General features: G+C 45.4%; 15 protein-coding genes and 2 pseudogenes. 15 read left to right on the top strand and 2 right to left on the bottom strand.

All coding sequences use genetic code 11. The annotated features are described in order from the left end of the window. Positions 1-11 precede the first annotated feature (11 nt). The 12 genes and pseudogenes from HFV01_RS23725 (at position 12) to HFV01_RS23675 (ending at position 14492) form a co-directional block, all read left to right on the top strand. Positions 12-443: a universal stress protein gene (locus HFV01_RS23725; RefSeq protein WP_006621691.1), complete on the top strand. Its 432-nt coding sequence runs from the start codon at positions 12-14 to the stop codon at positions 441-443. Between the two features lie 233 nt (positions 444-676). After that, positions 677-5986 (top strand): PAS domain S-box protein, encoded by a 5310-nt coding sequence (locus HFV01_RS23720; RefSeq protein WP_193520438.1) that lies wholly within the window; start codon positions 677-679, stop codon positions 5984-5986. Positions 5987-6757: 771 nt separating this feature from the next. Further along, a pseudogene (locus HFV01_RS23715) lies at positions 6758-7398 on the top strand (group II intron maturase-specific domain-containing protein); the annotation flags it as partial. Between the two features lie 386 nt (positions 7399-7784). Continuing rightward, a pseudogene (iscB, locus tag HFV01_RS23710) lies at positions 7785-9074 on the top strand (RNA-guided endonuclease IscB). 140 nt (positions 9075-9214) lie between these two features. Continuing rightward, positions 9215-10354: a hybrid sensor histidine kinase/response regulator gene (locus HFV01_RS23705; RefSeq protein WP_006621687.1), complete on the top strand. Its 1140-nt coding sequence runs from the start codon at positions 9215-9217 to the stop codon at positions 10352-10354. A gap of 121 nt (positions 10355-10475) precedes the next feature. Beyond that, positions 10476-11255 (top strand): response regulator, encoded by a 780-nt coding sequence (locus tag HFV01_RS32205; protein WP_006621686.1) that lies wholly within the window; start codon positions 10476-10478, stop codon positions 11253-11255. A gap of 21 nt (positions 11256-11276) precedes the next feature. Next, positions 11277-11708, top strand: coding sequence for an EAL domain-containing protein (locus HFV01_RS23695; protein WP_006621685.1), 432 nt, complete (start codon positions 11277-11279; stop codon positions 11706-11708). 11 nt (positions 11709-11719) lie between these two features. Beyond that, positions 11720-11932, top strand: coding sequence for a hypothetical protein (locus HFV01_RS31175; protein WP_008056938.1), 213 nt, complete (start codon positions 11720-11722; stop codon positions 11930-11932). Beyond that, complete coding sequence (locus HFV01_RS31170) at positions 11925-12215, top strand: EAL domain-containing protein (protein WP_006667924.1); 291 nt, start codon at positions 11925-11927, stop codon at positions 12213-12215. Before HFV01_RS31175 ends, HFV01_RS31170 begins: the two co-directional genes overlap by 8 nt. A 23-nt stretch (positions 12216-12238) precedes the next feature. Then, on the top strand, positions 12239-13543 hold the full coding sequence (gene hemW / locus HFV01_RS23685; protein WP_006621682.1) for a radical SAM family heme chaperone HemW: 1305 nt from the start codon (positions 12239-12241) through the stop codon (positions 13541-13543). A 523-nt stretch (positions 13544-14066) separates the two neighbouring features. Continuing rightward, a complete protein-coding gene (locus tag HFV01_RS23680; RefSeq protein ID WP_006667923.1) occupies positions 14067-14348 on the top strand; it encodes a DUF1830 domain-containing protein in 282 nt (93 codons plus the stop codon). A gap of 6 nt (positions 14349-14354) precedes the next feature. Then, positions 14355-14492 carry a hypothetical protein gene (locus HFV01_RS23675; protein WP_006621679.1) on the top strand — a complete coding sequence of 46 codons (138 nt, stop codon included), beginning with the start codon at positions 14355-14357 and terminating at the stop codon, positions 14490-14492. On the opposite strand, the gene HFV01_RS23670 is transcribed toward HFV01_RS23675, so the two are convergent. Continuing rightward, positions 14467-15801 carry an MFS transporter gene (locus HFV01_RS23670; protein WP_006621678.1) on the bottom strand — a complete coding sequence of 445 codons (1335 nt, stop codon included), beginning with the start codon at positions 15799-15801 and terminating at the stop codon, positions 14467-14469. The genes HFV01_RS23675 and HFV01_RS23670 overlap by 26 nt on opposite strands. Positions 15802-15987: 186 nt before the next feature. Here HFV01_RS23670 and HFV01_RS23665 point away from each other — a divergent pair, with 186 nt between their 5' ends. The 3 genes from HFV01_RS23665 to HFV01_RS23655 all read left to right on the top strand — a co-directional run bounded on the left by HFV01_RS23665 (position 15988) and on the right by HFV01_RS23655 (position 18351). Continuing rightward, positions 15988-16977, top strand: a complete 990-nt coding sequence (locus HFV01_RS23665; protein ID WP_006667921.1) for a pentapeptide repeat-containing protein — start codon at positions 15988-15990, stop codon at positions 16975-16977. 131 nt (positions 16978-17108) lie between these two features. Next, positions 17109-17726 (top strand): CP12 domain-containing protein, encoded by a 618-nt coding sequence (locus HFV01_RS23660; RefSeq protein ID WP_006621675.1) that lies wholly within the window; start codon positions 17109-17111, stop codon positions 17724-17726. A 97-nt stretch (positions 17727-17823) separates the two neighbouring features. Next, positions 17824-18351, top strand: coding sequence for a pentapeptide repeat-containing protein (locus HFV01_RS23655; protein WP_231296437.1), 528 nt, complete (start codon positions 17824-17826; stop codon positions 18349-18351). A gap of 4 nt (positions 18352-18355) precedes the next feature. Here HFV01_RS23655 and HFV01_RS23650 read toward each other — a convergent pair whose 3' ends face one another. Beyond that, on the bottom strand, positions 18356-20614 hold the full coding sequence (locus HFV01_RS23650; RefSeq protein WP_006621673.1) for a glycosyltransferase family 2 protein: 2259 nt from the start codon (positions 20612-20614) through the stop codon (positions 18356-18358). Between the last annotated feature and the right edge of the window lie 34 nt (positions 20615-20648).

Raw genomic sequence — 20648 nt, 5'->3', positions numbered from 1 at the left:
AGAAGTTGCCAATGCTGAGGACAATTTTGGTTGCTATTGATGATTCCCCTTCTATGGAGATAATGATGAATGCCTTAAAGCAACTACAATTGGAAACCACAACCCATGTGATATTCTCCCATGTGGTTTCAACTACAGGGCCTGATGTAGATCCAATTGCCGATCGCCCCCATCCTAGCTCATCAGAAGAGTTAGCCTATTGGGATATCGAGAATTATCTACGCAGCTATCAGAAACAGTTAGCTGTTCCCAGTGATGTGGAAATTGTCCAGGGAGATCCAGCGGAAGAAATTATCCGGCTTTCTAATATCTATAAAACTGATTTGATTATTATTGGTAGTCGCGGATTAACTGGACTTAGCCGAGTATTACAAGGGTCCGTTAGTTCCCAAGTGGTAGCCGATGCTAATTGTTCAGTTTTGGTAGTGAAAGAAAAGGTGTAATAACCATGGTGTGAAATGCCGGACTAGCGGAGACTTTTTTAACTAGCTAACCGGTTTTTTTTGCCCATAAAAACAGGTCGAAAATATTTAGGGGATAGCGATTTACTGGAGCGGTTGATGAGCGCGAAAGCTGCATACTTGAGGGCGGAACTAGAAAGCTATCATGATCATGATCGACAAATTCCGAACTTCGGGGTTATGCTGGGTTTAAACATCCCTAGATCCTTGCGCTGATGGTTGATTACAATCAGAGTCCGACGGAAACCACCATAGACCCCAAAACCGCGATCGCCCTTAATGTGTTAACTATTTCCCCCGAAGCGACAGTGGAAGAGGCGATCGCCTTGATGAGTAATCCCAGTCGTGAATCAGACAGCAGTTCAATTATAGTCGTCACAGAAAGCGATCGCATTGTCGGTATTGTCACCGAGCGGGATATTGTGCGTCTGGCAGCCCAACAGCAACCCCTGCAAAGTTTGTTGGTAGGCGAGGTAATGAGCCAACCGGTTATCACCCTACAGCAGTCGGAACTAACTGATATTTTTGCGATCATTGACTTTCTGCAAAAGCGTGGCTTGCGCCATTTACCCATTGTCGATGACCACGATCGCCTGCTCGGTTTGATTAGCCACGAAAGCCTACAAAGGCTGACCCGTCCGGTGGACTTGATGCGGTTGCGGTCAGTGGGGGAAGTAATGGCTCAGGACGTGGTGACATCACCCCCCGATCGCACCCTGCTAGATATTGCTCAGTTATTGACCCAAAACCGAGTCAGTTGCGTGATTATCACCGAGTTCGATCCGGCCGACAACCCACCCATAGAGCGTCCTGTGGGAATCATCACCGAGCGGGATATTGTGCAATTCCAGGCTGTCGGTGGTGCGATCAGGGAAACCAGCGCCCAAGAGGTGATGAGTTCTCCCCTGTTTACAGTGCGACCGGATGAGTTTCTGTGGGCAGCCCAGCAACAGATGGAGGAACGGCGGATTCGGCGGGTGGTGGTCACTGGAGAACGGGGGAACCTAGTGGGAATCGTCACCCAAACCACCCTTCTACGGGCGTTTAACCCCATTGAACTCTATAATTTGGCAGAAAACCTCAAACAAAAAGTCAACCGCCTAGAAGCCGAAAAACTGGCGTTGTGGGAACGTCGCAACCAGGAACTACAAGAGGAGGTGGCCGCACAAACTCAGCGGATTCAAACTCAGGCCCAGCGCGATCGCCTGCTGCTGAATATTTCCACAACCATTCGCAATTCCCTGGACTTAGCCACCATTCTCCAGACGGCGGTGGATGAAGTGCGGCAGGTGTTGAGCTGCGATCGCGTGATTATCTACAAGTTTGAAGACGATTTGAGCGGTTCCGTCATTGCCGAATCGATTATGGCCGGTGGTCGTTCGGTGCTGCACAGTCAAGCCAATGACCCCTGTGTGACTCGAGAGTGGCTCGAACCCTATCGCCAAGGTCGCGTGCGGGTGGTGCGAGACATTTATGATGACTCCATGACCCTGTGCCATCAGGAGCTATTATTGAGCTTTGATATCCGAGCCAAGCTGATGGTGCCGCTTGTGGTAGACGATCGCCTCTGGGGGTTGATGATCGCCAGTCACCGAGATCAGCCGCGAGATTGGCAAACCGGGGAAATCCAACTCTTGCAGGCGCTCTCGATTCAATTGGCGATCGCCCTCAAACAAGCCACCCAACATGAACAACTCCAGAACGAGATTAGGCAGCGCCAAAAGGCTCAACTCGCCCTAGCATCTTTAAATACTGAACTCGAAAGCCGAGTTGAGCAACGCACCGCCGAGTTACAGGCTCGGGAAGCCCGCTATCGGGGCCTTATGGAAGGAGCAACCGATGCCATTCTCCTAGCGACCCCTGAAGGCTACCTGATCGAAGCCAACCGCGCCGCCGAGGACTTATTCGGCTACTCCCGCGACGATTTCAGCGGACTGAGCCTAGAGCGATCGCCCCTACATATCAGCCAACTCCATCCCCCCGAGGAATTAGACCGCATTTTTAGCAGTTTTGAGCGGATTATTAAGGAAAAACAGCTTTGGGTGTTGGATACCCGGATTCTGAAGGCCGATGGTTCAGAAATTCCCGTTGATATCTCAGGAAGCCTGATTAAAGTAGGCAAGACCTATGTTGTGCAAGGGATATTCCGGGATATTAGCGATCGCGCCGCCTTTGAGCAAAAACTACGCACCAGTGAAACCGAGTTACGCAGCGTCTTTGAAGCCATGGGGGATTTGGTTTTAATCATTGCCCCCGATGCGCGCAAGGTGAATGTGATGCCCACCCGCCACCAAATGCTCGAGCCTCAAGCCACCGAGATTCTGGATCAAACCCTCAATTGTCTATTTCAAGAAGAAGCAAAATCGCGTTCTCAATTGCCGATTCTGGAAGCCTTAACCACCGGAAAAACCGTGTCGTTTGAGTATCAAATCGACCTGGAGGATCGCCGCATCTATTTTGAAGCCAGTATTTCTCCCATGAGCGATCGCCGGGTGATTTGGGTCGCCCGGGATATGACCAAACGCCAACAAGCCGAGGCCGAAATTTCCCAACTCTCCCAACGGCTCAGAATTGCCTTATATTCGGGAAACATCGGCTTTTGGGATTTCGATATTCGCCAAAATCGAGTTACTTGGGATGAGCAGATGTATGCCCTCTATGGGGTTGATTATCCTTCAGAGTGTCCCAACTCAGAATCCGTAGTCCCTTACGAGGTTTGGTCTCATGGCGTTCATCCCGACGATCGCCAAGCTACCGAAGACCTCCTCCAGAGAGCCATTTTAGGGGAAGCCGACTATAACACCGAATTTCGCGTTCTGCATCCCGATGGCAGCCTCCACTATATTAAAGCCTCTGGGTTAGTTGTCCGGGATGAAGCGGGTCAGCCCATCAGCATGATTGGGGTGAATTTAGATATCACCGACATCCGCCAAGCTGAAGCCGCCTTACAAGCCAGTGAAACTCGTTTTCGGCGGGTGTTTGACTCCAACGTAGTGGGGATGATGTTTACCAATTTTGCCGGAGACATCATCGAGGCTAATGATCGCTTTTTAGAGATGTTGGGCTATAGCCGCGCCCAACGGCCTATGGGTTTAATCAACTGGGCAGAAATCACACCCCCTGAATATCGAGAGTTGGATTTGCAGGCGATCGAACATCTACGCCAATCTGGATTTATTCACCCCTTTGAAAAAGCCTATCGCCATCAAGATGGACATTTGGTATTTGTGTTAATTGGGGTGGCGATGTTATCTCAAACTGACGGGAGTTGTGTTTGTGTGGTGGTGAATATTAGCGCCCAGAAAGCGGCACTTCAGGAACGCACCAAAGCAGAACAGGCTCTGCAAGAAAGTAAACTGCGCTTAGAACTGGGTCTGGCTTCGGCGAATACAGGACTCTGGGATTGGAAGATGCAGACGGGGGAACTTTGGTTCAATAAACAATGGAAATCCATGCTGGGTTATCAGGAGCATGAGATTGAGAACCGGTTGACGGAGTGGCAAAGTCGGGTTCATCCTGACGACTTAGCCCAAGTTTACCAGGACGTGGAGCGACATATTCAAGGAAAAACGGAGTTGTATCGCAATGAACATCGTCTGCGCTGTAAAGATGGCTCCTATCGCTGGATTTTAGCCCAAGGGCGCATGGTGGAACGGGATGCTGAGGGACGACCACTGCGGTTTATCGGCACTCATACGGATATTAGCGATCGCAAAAAAGCCGAACAAACCATTGAGCAGCAAGCGCAACGAGAACGGCTCTTGCGGGAGACGAATCAACGCATCAGTCAATCCCTGGATTTACCCACCATTTTTGACACCGCCTCTCGAGAGATTTGCAACTGTCTGCAAGGGAGCCGAGTGGGTATTTTCAAATTTTACCCCGACTCTGGCTATGACGACGGTGAGTTTGTGGCGGAGTCAGTGGTTAATGACTTCCCCTCGGTGCTGGCTATCCCCGTCCATGACCATTGTTTTGGGGAAAACTATGCCAGTCTCTACGCTCAAGGACGTTATTATGTGGCGGATGATATCCACCACGACGGTTTAGAAAACTGCCATGTAGATATTTTATCTCAGTTTCAGGTGCGGGCTAACTTAGTGATACCGATTATCTGTCAAGATGTCTTATGGGGACTGTTGTGCATTCATCAATGTGACGGCCCCCGCCATTGGGAACAGTCGGATATTGATTTGGCGCAGCAATTCTCGTTCCAGTTGGCGATCGCTATTCAACAGTCTAATCTGTTTGAGCAGTTGCAACAGGAACTCAGAGAACGTCAACAGACGCAACAACAGCTTACTCAACGCAATCAGGAACTAATCCGCGCTACCCGTCTCAAGGATGAGTTTCTGGCTAATATGAGCCATGAACTCCGCACCCCCCTCAATGCCATTTTAGGCATGACGGAAGGGCTACATGAGGAGGTGTTCGGTCCCGTGAATGACAGACAACTGAAAGCCCTGCAAACCGTGGAACGGAGCGCCTCTCACCTGCTGGCTTTGATTAATGATATCTTAGATGTGGCGAAGATAGAATCGGGTCAGGTAGAGTTAGAATGTTCCCCCACGGCGATCGCGCCTCTGTGTAAATCCAGTATCGCCTTCATCAAACAGCAAGCCCTGAAAAAACGGATTCAACTCTCGGTTAATCTGCCCTTAAATTTGCCTGATATTATACTCGATGAACGGCGCATCCGTCAAGTATTAATTAATCTGCTCAATAATGCGGTTAAATTTACCCCAGAAGGGGGAAGCATCACCTTAGAAGTGATATTGCCCCCACCAAGAGAAGCGGAGGGAGAAAGCCCATATCTCCGGTTTTCGGTGAGAGATACTGGCATTGGTATCAGCCCAGAAAATATCAAGAAGCTGTTTCAACCGTTTATGCAAATTGACAGCGCCTTGAATCGCCAATATCAAGGAACTGGCTTGGGTTTGGCCTTGACAAAACAAATTGTAGAATTGCATGGCGGTCGGGTGGGTTTAACCAGTGAAGTGGGGGTGGGTAGTTGTTTTAGTATCGATTTACCCTATCAGGCTTCTGTGATGATTCCCCAACGGATGGACTCGGAGGCGGATTTAAACCCTAATGATGTGGAAACGCCATCAACCCCAAATGCAGCGCCTTTGCTGCTTTTAGCGGAAGATAATGAAGCGAATATCAGCACGATTTCCAGCTATTTAACCGCGAAAGGCTACCGGATTGAGTTGGCGAAAAATGGTCAGGAGGCAATTAATCAGGCTGTGGCTTTATCTCCTGATTTGATATTGATGGATATTCAAATGCCGGGAATGGATGGACTAGAGGCGATGAAACGGATTCGGGAGATTCCAGAGTTAGCGACAACGCCCATCATTGCCTTAACGGCTTTGGCCATGGAAAGCGATCGGAAGGCCTGTTTACTAGCGGGGGCTAATGAATACTTGAGTAAACCAGTGAGATTAAAACAGTTAACCATGACGATTCAAGATCTCCTAAATTCTTCTGAAGATGCCCTGCATCAGAAAACTGATGCCGTCTAAGCATTATCATCAGGATCAGGGCCACCCTACTGGGTGGAAGTAGTTGTCCGGAAAATCTGTAGATCTATGTCGTCTCACAAAGCGAGCGGAAGACCCTGATGTTGGCTATTCCCCACGTCCAACGTCTAACCTAGGATTTACTATTAGGTAGGTGAACTTGACCACCCTAGGGCTGAAAAGCGATCGGCGAATTTCTCAGGAAAATCTTTAGTTAGCTACCATCTAAAGGTTATAATTATGGTAACAGTGCGAGACGTTCAGGCATCAAATAGGGCTGCAATGCCCGAAATAACTGCCTGGAGTGGATTTAAACCCCTTGTTTGAATATAAGGATAGCACACCTGACCATCCCTATAACTGTTTATATGTCCCAAAGCGAAAGCAAGGCAGGGAACTCAAGGTTAATTCCACAAAGAAAATCGCAATACTCAACTATATAACACGGAGGATTAAAACCACTTGGGCGATTGTGGGAAAGAGTAACGGCGATAGCCACCCCCAGTTTCAGGAATCACACCCCGTCAGATTGAAGCGGGGAACGGAAGGCGTGAAGTAGAACCTACTACCAGATGCGACCACTGCCAACCATCCATGATTAGGGAGACCGAATGTCCGGCTTGAACCATCAGAACTAATTAAGTAGCGAAATAGGTTGATACGCTGCGCTTAAAAGAGTAAGGGGAAAAGTAGGAGTCTTGTTGCACTACCTACATAGACCTTTAAAAGTACCCCGGTTCTGAGGACAAATCTAAAGATGGAATGCCCATATAAGAAGTGATTAAAGGTGTAATAAAACAACTTAAAACAGCACCTCAATCAGCCCGGATAAGCAAACTAAACCCAATTATTCGGGGATGGTCAAATTACTATTCAGGGGTCGTCTCATCAGAGACCTTCGTTAAGCTAGACCATATAACCTGGCTAATGTTACGGGCATGGACAGTATCAAGATGCGGAAAGGCAAACCACGAAAAGCTAACAAACTATTTCAGACATGGAACGGTTAGACTTAGTAATGGGAAAGAAAGGCATGAATCTTGGTTATTCCAAACTAAAGATGGATTCCAACTATGGAAACATAACTGGACTCCATTGGTCAGACACACCCCAATACGCCCCGATGCAACACCCTACGACGGAAACTGGACTTACTGGGCAACCAGAAAAGGACAAGCAATCGACACGCCTAACAGGGTAGCAAAACTACTCAAAAAGCAAAAAGGCAAGTGTAAATGGTGTGGATTGTATTTCGCACCAACAGATATAGTTGAAGTAGACCACATTGTACCTCGAAGCCAAGGCGGAAAGGATGAATACAAAAACCTTCAACTACTACACCGCCACACCCGCGATGATCAAACGGCACTTGACAATGCCAGAGCTGTTCCTTAACAATGGAGCAGTCAGACTAGGAGCCGTATGAGGTGAAAGTCTCATGTACGGTTCTGAATGGGAGGGAATGGAGGCGACTCCATTCTCGACCCCTAATGGTTTGCCAGGATATAGTCGGGGATTCCTGGGGGGTGATTAAGCGATCGTGAAACCAGACTCTTGCATAAAATCCGGTAATTTCTGGCTCCTGCCGGAAATTACTCCTCACAGAGTCTGCAAGATGCAGGTCCAGGATTAGACCTACGTTAAGGGGGTTATGACACCCACAGGTGAGCGCCAGCCTGTGGCTCTGTCGTCTATCTTTAAGGAACGAGATGAGTGGATTTGTAAGCTCGAGTGAGCTAGACGTAAAAAGCCCCTTTAACATGACCGAGGCAAACATTACCCCATCTGGAAGATAGCTTAAATGCCAAATTACCAAAATTACGTTTTTGTGGTTGACACACTGGGGCAACCGTTAAGTCCCACTCATCCGGCCAGAGCCAGAAAGCTTTTGAAGCAGGGTTTAGCCGCAGTGTTTAGGACTTATCCATTTACAATTATCCTCAAGAAAACCGTTGAGAACCCGGTCAATGAACCTAGTCGGATTAAGTTAGATCCAGGGGCATCAGTGACGGGTATTGCCTTAGTTAATCAGAGTCGGGACACAGTTATCTGGGGGGCTGAATTGGCTCATAGAGGAGATAGAATCCGAGCCAAGTTAACTGCACGTCGCGTGGTTCGTCGCCACCGTCGTTACCGAAAAACTCGCTACCGTCAAGCCAGATTCAATAACAGAAAGCGCGCATATGGATGGTTGGCTCCCAGCCTCAAACATCGAGTTGAAACCACCTTGACCTCGGTCAATCGACTGATTTCCTCATGCCCGATAACGGACATATCAATGGAGTTAGTACGATTTGACACCCAAAAACTGCTCAACCCGGAAATATCTGGAGTTGAATACCAGCAAGGGGTTTTGTTTGGATACGAGTTGAGAGAATATCTCTTGACGAAATGGCAACACCAGTGTGCCTACTGTGGTGGCCAAAATATCCCTTTAGAAATCGAACACATTCAGCCAAAAAGCCAGGGTGGTTCCGACCGAGTTAGCAATCTGGCTATTGCTTGCCATAAATGCCATCAGAAAAAAGGTTCTCAGGCAGTCGAGCAGTTTCTGGAAAAAAAACCCGAAATCTTGAAGCGGTTGCTAGTTCAGGCCAAGGCCCCCCTGAAAAATGCGGCGGCCGTCAACTCTACCCGATGGGCATTGTTTAACAGCCTGAAGCTAACTGGATTACCCATTGAAATTGGCACTGGAGGTTTAACAAAATATAATCGGACGGTTCAAGGACTACCGAAAACCCATTGGCTAGATGACGCTGATTGTGTGGGAAAAAGCACCCCGACCCGGTTGAAAATCAAAACTCATCAGCCACTACTAATGACTTGTTTTGGGCGTGGTGGCCGTCAAAAAGCGGCTCCTAACAAGAGGCTTCCGATTCGCCATAACCCATTAAAACCAATTAAGGGATGGCTTACCGGGGATATAGCCAAGCATAAGACATAAGAAATTGGTAGAATAACCCCGTCGAGTCGCGGCAGTTTTGTTTTAACCAAACCTGACCAAACTCAGTTTTCAGTCAAGCCAATAGATTTGAAACCTGTTTTTAGGAGAGATGGCTATTTGTATAAATTTTCCAGAGTTTTCCGGTAATTACCAGGTTATAGATATACTGCCGGGTAGAGTAACTGATGAGTAAATGAGTATTGAGCAATATTTATAAACTCATGACTAAATGAACTAAGAAAAGTCATCAAATTTGGGATTTTAGACTTGCTAAGGACTATCGACAAATGTTATCTATTTTAGTTATTGATGATGAACCTGACAACTTTGATGTGATTGAAACCTTTTTGAGTAATCAAGACTATCAGCTACATTATGCTGCTAGTGGACAGGAGGGAATTTCCGCACTCAAATTAATCCAGCCAGATTTGATTTTGCTGGATGTGATGATGCCAGCTATTGATGGGATTGAAGTTTGTCGCCGCATTAAAGCTATGCCACTATGGCAATCTACACCTATTATTATGGTGACGGCATTATCTTCTAAAGAAAGTTTAGCTAAATGTATCGCAGCGGGAGCGGATGACTTTATCGGGAAACCCGTTAATGCTTTAGAATTACGGTCTCGTGTCCATTCAATGCTGAGAATTAAGCAACAATATGACCAAATTTCTCATTTGTCTAATGTGCAGAAGAATACAATTCAAGTACTCGAAAAAACTCTGGTCAGACTGCGGGGTAATTTAGCCTCTAGTCTCTCCCACGAACTAAATACCCCTCTAAATGGTGTTTTAGGAATGCTCGCCCTGGTGATGGAGGATCTGAAGGATATAGAAGATGTGGAGATGTCGGAAACAGTGGAGATGTTAAGGTTGGCGTATCAATCAGCCTGTCGCCTGGAAAATTTAGTCAAAAGATTCCTAATTTATTTGGAATTGGAACTGATAAGTAGCGAGGAAAAAGAAGTTCCGCCCGGGTCTACAATGTTATCTTTGTATTTTGTGGAACCTATCTGCAAAAAATATGCACCGGATAGCCAACGCTATGATGATTTTAAGTTGGATATAGAACCGGCTACCGTGGCGATATCAGAGCGGTATTTGTCGATTATTTTAAATGAGTTGATTGACAACGCTTTGAAATTCTCCAAGCCGGGGAAACCCATCTCGATTCGCTCTCAGATTATCACTGAAGGGGAAAAACTAGGGCTATGGATTCATGATTTGGGGCGTGGGATGACGGAAGAGCAAATCAATCAAATCGGTGCTTTTATGCAGTTTGAACGCAAAAGCTATGAGCAACAAGGCCTGGGTGTTGGTTTAAAAATCGTGGATAAAATTGTTGAATTGGTGGGAGGAACCATACAAATTAATAGCATATACAATCAAGAAACGATGATATATATTACTTTACCGATTGTTCATTAGCTATTAAATAATACAAATAACCCTATTGTCACGTTACAACGTATCATATTTATATTAAGATAGTGAAACTAGATGCCGTGGAACCATAGATAGTTGTTGAATTGCTAAGGAAAATCTACCGATGTTCTCAATTTTAATTGTGGATGATGATCCAGATAATTTTGATGTAGTTGAAACTTGTTTGATTGATGAAAACTATCATTTACACTATGCTTATAGTGGACAAGATGCACTTTCAGTAATTAATGTAATCAAACCGGATCTAATTTTACTGGATGTAATGATGCCAGTTATGGACGGTATTGAGGTTTGTCGCCGTATTAAAGCTATGGGTGAATGGAAAGGAACACCGATTATTATGGTGACGGCATTATCTTCTACAGAGAGTCTAGCTGAATGTCTGGGGGCGGGAGCAGATGACTTTATTGCGAAACCTGTTAATGGCTTAGAATTGCTGGCACGGATTCGCTCTATGCTCAGAATTAAGCAACAATATCAACTTTTAGCCGATTTTAACACGAAATTGGAACTGATGGTTGAAGAACGCACGGCTCAGTTACAAAGGCTAATAGATGAAGATACGCTAACGCAGCTACCAAGTCGAGCGCAGTTATTACACAAACTATCGGATAGCTACGTTGACAGCAGCGGGGAAAATTATGCGATCGCCTATCTCGACTGTGACCAATTCAAACTAGTTAATGGTGCTTTTGGTTACCAGGTGGGAAATCAACTACTGAGAGCGATCGCAGAACGTCTTAAAAAACATCTGCGCCCCGGAGATCTACTATGTAGAGTGGGAGAGTACGAGTTTTGCTTTGGGCTGAAAAACATTTCCGCAACCGGAGAATTAACAGATTGGATTAATGGAGTAATGGGGTCATTTATCCAGGCTTTTTAGGTAGAAAATTGCGATATTTTTATGTCTGTTTGTATGGGAATTCCCCTAGATACGGAAGTAAACTCTAATGCTGAAGCCCTATTACAAGCAGCGGATACGGCAATGTACAAAGCCAAAGGGCGGGGAAAAGGTTGCCATCAAATCTTTAACCGAGAAATGACGGCGGCTACACTTAAACGGCTGACTCTGGAAACGGATTTACAAAGGGCGATCGCACAACAAGAGTTGATCACTTATTACCAACCTATTGTGAGGCTGGCTACAGAGAAGGTGGTGGGTTTTGAAGCATTAGTGCGTTGGCAACACCCCCAGCGAGGTTTAGTGTCACCGGGAGAGTTTATCCCCTGTATGGAGGAAACGGGTTTAGTGGTGCAGGTGGGTTTATTGGTGCTACAACAAGCCTGTGAACAACTAAACAAGTGGCATCAACAGGGTTATCCATTCTTTGCATGATGAGTGTTAATATGTCGGTGCGTCAGTTTGCCAGTTCTACGCTGTTGGTAGATATAGATCGGGTTCTGGCTAATACGGGAGTGAACCCACAGGCCATCAAGTTGGAGATTACCGAAAGTGCATTAATGGATAATCCGGAAATGGCGATCGCCCTAACATCAAAATTGCGATACGTGCTACGCACACGCTACGCGAACGCGAAAAATTGGGATCAGTTTGGATGATTTTGGTACAGGTTACTCTTCTTTAGGCTACTTGCACCGTTTCCCCATTGACACTTTAAAGATAGATAGATCTTTTGTGAACCAAATGCAGCCAGGAAGTCGGAATCATCAGGTAGTGCAAACGATTGTAGCATTGAGTAATCAATTGGGTAATGGTGCGATCGCCGAAGGTATCGAAACAAGGGAGGTGTTAGAGTATCTTCAGGAGCTAGTAGCTCCTTTGGTCAGGGCTATCTATTTTCTAGGCCCCTACCTGCATCAGATATTGAGGCGAATATTTTAAAATTGTCCCAGGCGCGCTAATTAATGCTAAATGAATCTTGTATAAATACTGAAACCCCCACTGCGGCTTATGTACATATTCCCTTTTGTCGTCGCCGCTGTTACTACTGCGATTTTGCCGTGTCTGTGGTAGGCGATCGCCGCCATGGGGAAAATTCTGGGATGATGGAGGAGTATGTAGATTTTCTGCGATCGGAAATTCTCAATCAAAGGCATTTCGGACCGCCACTGAAAACGGTGTTTTTTGGCGGGGGGACTCCCTCTCTGTTATCGGTTCAGCAGTTCGATCGCCTCATCAAAACCATTAGCGATAACTTGGGAATTGCGAGTGATGCTGAGATCTCCGTGGAAATGGACCCTGGGACTTTTGATTTAGGGAAATTACAGGGATTTGTGGCGGCGGGGGCCAATCGGGTGAGTGTGGGTGTACAAGCGTTTCAGGATGATTTATTAAGGCTTTGTGGTCGATCGCATACTGTGGCGGATATTTGGAGGGCGATCGATTTAATTAATCAAGTGGGTGTTGTGAACTTCAGTATTGATCTGATTTCTGGTTTACCCCATCAAACCCCAGAAATGATGCAAGAATCCCTAGATCAGGTTTTGAGCATTAATCCTGCTCATGTTTCCCATTATGATCTGATTGTGGAACCTCAAACCGCTTTTGGTCGCTACTATAAGCCGGGAGAGTTTCCCCTTCCTGATGATCAAACTACAGCCAACCTCTACCGACAGGCGCAAAAATGCCTGACTTCCCGGTTTAAACATTATGAGATTTCCAATTATGCGCGACCTGGGTTTGAATGTCGCCATAATTTGGTTTATTGGCACAATCAACCTTACTATGGCTTTGGTATGGGGGCGGCGAGTTATGTGGGGGGCTATCGACTGACCAGACCGAGAACCCGCGATCGCTATTATCAGTGGCTACAGTCCTCCGGGGGGGTGAGCGAAAGTTTGCAGGTTTTTCATAGTGCTGATCTTGCACCCGCCCCAACAGAGGCGATCGCGATTATTTTAGGATCGGATATACTCTTAGAAACCCTGATGCTGGGACTACGGTTAGCTAGTGGTGTGGATCTGGTGAGGCTGCAACAGCAATTTGGCCAAGAGGCTGTAAGTCAAATTACTGATATTCTCAAACCATTAGGCGATCGGGGTTGGGTGGAAGTAGTTTCTACTCAGGAAGAACCCGACCAGCCAGCGACCCCTCACCTACGACTGACAGACCCGGAGGGGTTTTTATTCTCCAATACCATTTTAGCCGAGCTTTTTGGCCACTTGCAGCTTTCCGAGACTTCCACGGCGATCGGGACAAGTGCAGTCTGAGTGGTCTGGGGATATGACAGAAATCAAAACATATCGCGAACCAATGGGATGTGATAATAAACATCATCAGTCAGTGATAGCGATCGCGACACTTATTTACCCAGATCCATCATACTTAAAAGTAAGCCATTAGATAGACTAGCTAACTCTGGCCTTGTTGTTATTCTTTAGAAATAATTAAAATGGAGACTCTGATTTGATGCAATCTTTTAAGATGATGGACACACACAACGGCTAAGGTCCGAACCGAGAGCTAAACCTCCGTGGGTTAACTCGCCCCAAATCGGCGAAGATCCCGGAAATAGCGATCGGGGTTGGTTTCCCGTAGATCTAACATAGATGGAAGGGAGAATTAGCCTAGGTCATTCTCATCAGGGGAGAAGCATTATCAGTTTCATGGTCCACGGATTTTTAGCAATTTGGCTTAATCTGAGAATTTGGTCCCTCATCAAGTTGGGGTCAGGGATCAAGTTTAACAAAGTCAGTATCGACAAACTTTTTTTAGTTCCCAGAGGATTTAACCATGATGTCAAACTTATATCAATTGAATAACCATCAGACGAGTAAACAACTTTGTTGCTACTATAACGATAGCCCAAAAGTCGAGATTGCTCGGATTTCTAATATTGATAACTGGTATTTAGAGCATATTGTTTTCCCCGGAGAAAGATTTTTATTTGAATCGCCATCAGATGCGGAATTGGAAATTTATCATGCGGGTAAAGGCAAGCCTATTTTGATGCAAAAACTTTTATGTTTGCATTTGATTGTAGACGAAGGCGAAGACCTTAAATTTGCCAGCTAGAAGTTGATGAAAACTGCCAATAATCAGCCAGAACCTGGAGGAGTTTCGCTGCCTATAACTAGGGTTGCCAACTCTCCAGGTTTGGTATTTTTAGCCAGGAAAAATATGCAGGCGATCGCTATTCTAAATGCTGAATATTTCTAGCTTGTTTAGCCTGTTCAACATCTACGAAATATAGACCGACTAAACCAACTATAAAAAACACAATTAATGCCAGAATAGAATTGCGTGCTGTTCCCGTCACCTGGAGGATTACAGCAAATAGTAAAGGTCCGAAAATCGCCGAACCTTTGTTAAAAACTGAGTAAAACCCATAAAATTCAGCCGCCGCCCAAGGTGGAATGATCGACCCATAGAAGGAACGACTGAGGGACTGGGACCCGCCCAAAACCAATCCGACAATTCCCCCCAAGATAAAATACTCAGTGGGGCTGTCCATAAAATAAGCATAGATAACTACAATAGACCATCCCACCAACGAAATCATTAACGCTGTTTTCGAGGTAGTGAATTCGGCGAGTTTACTAAAGCCCAAAGCCCCGAAAAAGCTGACAAACTGGATTACCAATAGGGTAATCATGAGAACATTTGGGGAAAAACCCAACTCCTCCGCCCCGTAGATAGTAGCCATAGTAATCACAGTCTGGATGCCATTGTTATAAATCATGTAAGCAATCAGAAACCTTAGCAAATGCTTAAATAAACGCACCTTCCTGACGGTGACAATGGTTCGGACAATTCCGACTTTGATATAAGCGCGCCAGGGTGGTAAATGTTGATATTCCGGGGGAATTTCCTCAAAGGTTTGGGCTTCTTTCAGGTTAAAAAACGTGATCAACGAAAAACCACCCCACCAAACTGCTGCCATTAAAATGGCGAGTCTGGCTGCTAATTCGGCGGAAATACCAATCGTCTCATGTCCAGCAATCAAAGCTAAAGATAAGGCTAATTGCAAGCCACCGCCTATATATCCCCAAGCAAAACCTTGACCAGAAACCCAGTCCATTTTGTCTTCTGATGCAATATGGGGGAGGAAGGCATCATAGAAGATATTGCCCCCAACAAAGCCAATCTGGGCTATAATAAAGAGAATGAGCGTTAGCCAGACGTCTCCTTTGCCAGAAAAAAACAATAGACTAGCGGCTAGGCAGCCTGTGTAAGCACAAATTATTAAAAATTTCTTTTTGGATGCGGAAAAGTCGGAAATTGCCCCCATAATAGGGGCTACCATAAACACTAAGAAGGCAGCCAAACTGCTGACAAATCCCCATAAGGCGGTCGCGCTATAGTTAATTCCGGCTATGGTGACTCCGCCGGGGGGGACGACGACGGCCGCAAAGTAAGCAGGGAGAACGGCTACCACAACGGTGGTGACATAGGCAGAATTAGCCCAGTCATACATGATCCAACCGAAAATCTGGCGGCGATCGTTGAGTTCTGGGGTATCATTCATAGGATTTAAAGTGCCAAGGAGGAATTGAGTTTTTATACCTTACTGACGGAAAGGTAATATATTGCTGTAATTGATGCAACTTAAATATAGGTTAAAGTTATCCCATCTGGGAGGGTTTACGGTGGAAATATCTATTGTCCAAATGATTGGCAGTGATGTAGCTGATCGTGAATAGGAGTGGTACAGGTGGATATTAAGGAGTTATTAAGTCGCTATAAGGTGGGCGATCGCGACTTTAGGAAGGCTAATCTAATTGGTGCGAAATTATTTCGCTGTAATCTTCAAGGAATTAACCTAGGGGGGGCTTCCCTAGCTGGGGCGGATTTGAGTAGGGCGTTTTTAGAAGATGCTAATTTGTTTAATGCGTTCCTATATAGGAGTAATTTAACTTTTGCTCATTTGGGACGGGCTATATTGACCAATGCTGATTTGACTAAGGCTGACCTGGGGGGTGCGTTTTTGGTGCATTCTGACCTCAGTGGGGTGAAGTTGAGTGGTGCGATTTTGCAAGGGGTTAATCTTAGGTCGGCTAATTTGACCGGGGTTAATCTATGTGGGGCGAATTTGAGCGGGGTTAATCTTAGGTCGGCTAATTTGACTGAGGCGAATTTGAGTTGGGCTAATCTCAGTCATGGGAGGTTAAGCTGTTCGGTTTTAACTAAGGCTCGTCTCACCAGTGCTAATCTGAGTTATTGTCATTTGGTAGATGTGGATTTAGGGGGGATGGACCTGAATGGGGTAGATCTGTCTGAGGCTAATCTGCGGGGGGTTAACTTACAAAAGGCTGATTTGACTGCTGTTAATCTGAGGTCGGCGAATTTGACGGGGGCTAATCTGGAGGGTGCTATTCTCCACGGCACAAATTTAACTGACGTGATTCTGTGGGGGAGTAATCTGGCTGATGCTGTGCTGATGCGGGCTAATCTGGAAGGTGGTAATTTGGTACGGAGTAATTTGACGGGGGCTAATCTTAACCTGGCTCGTCTTGGCGGGGCTGATCTTAGCTATGCTAATCTGCGGAATGCTTATCTGTGGAAAGCGGACTTAACTGGGGCTAATTTATCTGGGGCGAATCTGCGGGGTGCCAATTTTCGGGGGGCGATTCTTGACGGTGTGAGTTGGACTGATGCTATATTGATGGGGGCGGTGATGCCAGATGGCTGTATTCACGAGTGAACTTGACATAAGGCAAAAATTTAATAGATCTATCTCTCATTATAGCAGAAAACGGGGGTTAAAACAATTCTTTCTTTTGAAGCCATAACAAGGCAAGCTATAAGAGTGTATCAAGTTATGGAGAACCTGCGATGATGCTAAAAGCTAAAGATATTATGACGACCGATGTAGTGACGATTCGGGGGTCGGCTACGGTAGCAGAAGCGGTGAAACAAATGAATGATCTGTGTTTGCGGGCGCTGATTGTTCAACGTCGCCACGAACAGGATGCTTATGGCATTGTGACGGAGACGGATGTGATTTACAAGGTGACGGCTTACGGTAAAGATCCGAAAAAGATGCGGGTTTATGAGATTATGACTAAGCCCTGTATCTCTATTAACCCTGATTTGGGGGTGGAATATGTGGCGCGGTTATTTGCTCAGACTGGTATTCGCCGCGCTCCGGTGATTCAAGAAGAACTGTTGGGGATTGTTTCTATAACTGATATCCTGAGTAAGGGTGACTTTGTAGAGAAGCCTAAGAGTATTGTCCTGGCCGATCGCATAGAACAGGCGATCGAAGACGCTAGGGCTACCTGTGCGGAAAAAGGTGCTACTTCCCGTGAATGTGCGGCGGCTTGGGATATTGTTGAGGAACTTCAGGCTGAAGCGGCACATCAAAGATCAGAACGGATTGAAAAAACTGCTTTTGAGGTTTACTGCGAGGAAAATCCAGAAGCTGTTGAAGCTAGGGTCTACGACAACTAAAGGACTATTAAAGTTGACATTGGGGGGGTAGATGTTCTATAAACTCCCCCCATGTCAGCGCCTGACTGAGTTTATGTAATTAGGTATGACTGGACTGATGAACAAAACTAGACTGTTAGGGATTTCGGTTCTGTTAATGTCTGCTTGGAGTGCTAAACCACTGATGGCTCAGTTTAACACTACGGATCCGAATGCGTTTTTGAGGGGCGAGTATTCTTCTTGTCAGGGTTGCAATCTACAAGGGGCGGATATGAGTAATCAGTCTCACCGCAACGCGCAATTACGACAGGCTAATCTGACTAATACTAATCTGAGTGATGCGGACTTCACGGGTGCTTTTTTCACCTGTAGCAATTTGAGTAATTCTAATTTATCGGGGGGAAACTTTAATTTTGCCAATTTTGTTGATGCTAACCTGAGTGGGGTTGATTTGAGTAATGCTGATTTAAGTCGTGCTGACTTGAGTGGGGCTATCATCGACAGCAGAACTAATCTGGATGGGGCTAATTTAGATGGTGCGAGACTTGGGGATGCTGCTACCATCTATAGCCCAGGAATGAATGTGAGGACTATTGAACGTAGCACCCATACAGAAAGTCAGCGAGTCCAGTGCAATAATCGATGATCTATTAATGTTGATGAACTGCGATCGCTGTTATGCGTGGTTTCCGGTCAAATATCAACTTGGGTTTGAGTAAGACCCTCAACAATAACCATAGCGATCGCAATTCTCCGGGAGTTGACAAATTCTGCCATTGTCCGGGACGACAGAACAGCATTTCCACCAGTTGTCGATGTTGCGATACTGTCAAGGCTTCAAACTCAACCCGAATAGTGGGAAATTCACCGACCCATTGAGTATCAGTAATCCTCCCCCCTAAGTTTAATTGTACATCAATAATTTCCATTTGTAAAGGCAAAAATTCCGATTTTTCGCCATTGTTTTGATGAAGGATAGAGGCGGCGGCGGGTTCTGTTATCATAATTTCTGCGCCGACTTCGGAAATATGACGAGTTATTCCCCATAGCACTTGGTCAGAAATCTGGAGTTTGACAGACCGACGCAATTGGAACCAGTCATAGATATCTGGTAGTGGTGCATCTATGACAATTAGGAGAGAAACACTTAAAACTACTAAGTTATAAATACTCCAGATGATACCCAAATTAAATCCGGGGTAATTATCAACATTTGATGCTAAGAGTGGATAATTCCAGAATAGGCTGACCATTGTGGCTATTAATAGCAATATAATAGGTGATGCCAATTTCCAGGAACAGGTAAATTTTTGCTGTTTTTTGCCTTTGGGAGTAACTTTAAAGCCACCTTTAAAAGGGTTAATCATTACTTGAATTACAGTTAATGCCATGGGGAAAGATTGGAAAATGGCATAAATTTCTGACAGGAAGGCTGACCGAGATTTTTGGTTTAACCAAGCAAAAGCCAGGAGAGACACCAGATAATAAGGCATGAAAAAGTAAATAAAATCGCCGATACTAGCTTTGATAGGAATGACACCTAAAAACCGATAAGCCAAAGGCATTAACAGGATAAAAATCCGGGAAATGCTAGTAAACCAATGTAGCAACCCTTCTAAATGTGCTAATCTTTGTCTGAGGGTTAAACCGGGTATGGTTAAAGGATTAGAGTTGATAAAAAAGGCTTGTAATGTACCGCGCGCCCAACGCATTCTTTGATTAAGGTGGTCGGTGATACTTTGTGCGGCTAAACCTGCGCTTAATTTCTCATTTAAATAAATGAGTTTGTATCCCTTGCTGGCTAGGGTAATTCCGGTAAAATAGTCTTCACTAATTGACTCGGTAACAAACCCGCCAATGGCTTGTAATGCTGTGCGTCTAACTACAAATGATGTCCCCGCACAAACTACACTACCCGCACCATCTTTTAGGGGTTGTATATGTCTATAAAATACTTCTTCTTCGGGAGTAATGATATTTTCTAATCCTAAATTGCGGGATACTGGGTCGGGGTTGTAAAAGGTTTGGGGGGTTTGAACTAAGGCGGTGTTAGGGTTCTGAAAAAATCCTACTGTTCTAGTTAAGAAATTTTTGGTGGGAATAAAATCGGCATCGAATACTGTAATTAATTCGCCATTTGTGAATTTCAAAGCATGGTTAAGGTTCCCAGCTTTGGCGTGAAGGTTATTAGGTCTGGTGAGATAATGACAGCCTAATTCTTGGGCTAATTGTTTGACTTGGGGGCGGTTTGTGTCATCTAAAAGGTAGACTTTTTGGGGGTGATAGTCTAAGGCTTGACAGCCGATAACTGTGCGCCTAAGAATAAATAAGGGTTCGTTGTAGGTGGGGATTAAAATATCAACGGTTGGGGTGAATTTTCGTTGAATAACTGACTGTTGGAGTTGGTCGGCTTGGCTGCTTCTATCGGTGCTATTTACAATTAAGTAAACTTGAATTATGTTGGCACCAATAATGTAAATTTCGAGACCCATTAGAGTGAGGCTAAATAAACCATTTAGGGGGTCGCTGAGGTTGAGGGTAGAGAGCGATCGCCATAGTAGATAACGGATAGTTAATGCTAAAATTATGGCGACAATTATCGCCCTTGATCTGGCTGTTGGTTTAGGGTAAATCTTGGTAATAATGAAGGCGATCGCACTTAATAAAATGGTGGGCAACCATAAATAACTACTCGGAATATACGGCAATTGCAACCATATCGGTGGATTTTTTTGCTGGAAATATAGTAGCTGAAAAAAATCCCTGATTAGCGGCTGGTCAGACACCCAACCCCAAGCGATCGCACTGAAACAGCCCATCACACCAAACGCCCACAAAGTAGGCGTATTGGGGCGTTTAATAACTCGGAAATAGCGTTTAATAGACTGATAAATAAACCCTGATGTCATGGAAAATGCTCCGGCTCTGGTTAAATATTTAAAG

The organism is Limnospira fusiformis SAG 85.79, assembly GCF_012516315.1.
Lineage (GTDB): Bacteria > Cyanobacteriota > Cyanobacteriia > Cyanobacteriales > Microcoleaceae > Limnospira > Limnospira fusiformis.
Note: the sequence above shows the minus strand (reverse complement) of the source record. Positions and strands in the feature narration are given on the sequence as shown.

Excerpts from the sequence above, each read along its gene's own strand:
- HFV01_RS23725 (WP_006621691.1), top strand. The coding sequence starts at position 12 with ATGCTGAGGACAATTTTGGTTGCTATTGATGATTCCCCTTCTATGGAG.
- HFV01_RS23720 (WP_193520438.1), top strand. The coding sequence starts at position 677 with ATGGTTGATTACAATCAGAGTCCGACGGAAACCACCATAGACCCCAAA.
- HFV01_RS23705 (WP_006621687.1), top strand. The coding sequence starts at position 9,215 with ATGTTATCTATTTTAGTTATTGATGATGAACCTGACAACTTTGATGTG.
- HFV01_RS32205 (WP_006621686.1), top strand. The coding sequence starts at position 10,476 with ATGTTCTCAATTTTAATTGTGGATGATGATCCAGATAATTTTGATGTA.
- HFV01_RS23695 (WP_006621685.1), top strand. The coding sequence starts at position 11,277 with ATGTCTGTTTGTATGGGAATTCCCCTAGATACGGAAGTAAACTCTAAT.
- HFV01_RS31175 (WP_008056938.1), top strand. The coding sequence starts at position 11,720 with ATGTCGGTGCGTCAGTTTGCCAGTTCTACGCTGTTGGTAGATATAGAT.
- hemW (WP_006621682.1), top strand. The coding sequence starts at position 12,239 with ATGCTAAATGAATCTTGTATAAATACTGAAACCCCCACTGCGGCTTAT.
- HFV01_RS23680 (WP_006667923.1), top strand. The coding sequence starts at position 14,067 with ATGATGTCAAACTTATATCAATTGAATAACCATCAGACGAGTAAACAA.
- HFV01_RS23675 (WP_006621679.1), top strand. The coding sequence starts at position 14,355 with ATGAAAACTGCCAATAATCAGCCAGAACCTGGAGGAGTTTCGCTGCCT.
- HFV01_RS23670 (WP_006621678.1), bottom strand. The coding sequence starts at position 15,801 with ATGAATGATACCCCAGAACTCAACGATCGCCGCCAGATTTTCGGTTGG.
- HFV01_RS23660 (WP_006621675.1), top strand. The coding sequence starts at position 17,109 with ATGATGCTAAAAGCTAAAGATATTATGACGACCGATGTAGTGACGATT.
- HFV01_RS23655 (WP_231296437.1), top strand. The coding sequence starts at position 17,824 with ATGAACAAAACTAGACTGTTAGGGATTTCGGTTCTGTTAATGTCTGCT.
- HFV01_RS23650 (WP_006621673.1), bottom strand. The coding sequence starts at position 20,614 with ATGACATCAGGGTTTATTTATCAGTCTATTAAACGCTATTTCCGAGTT.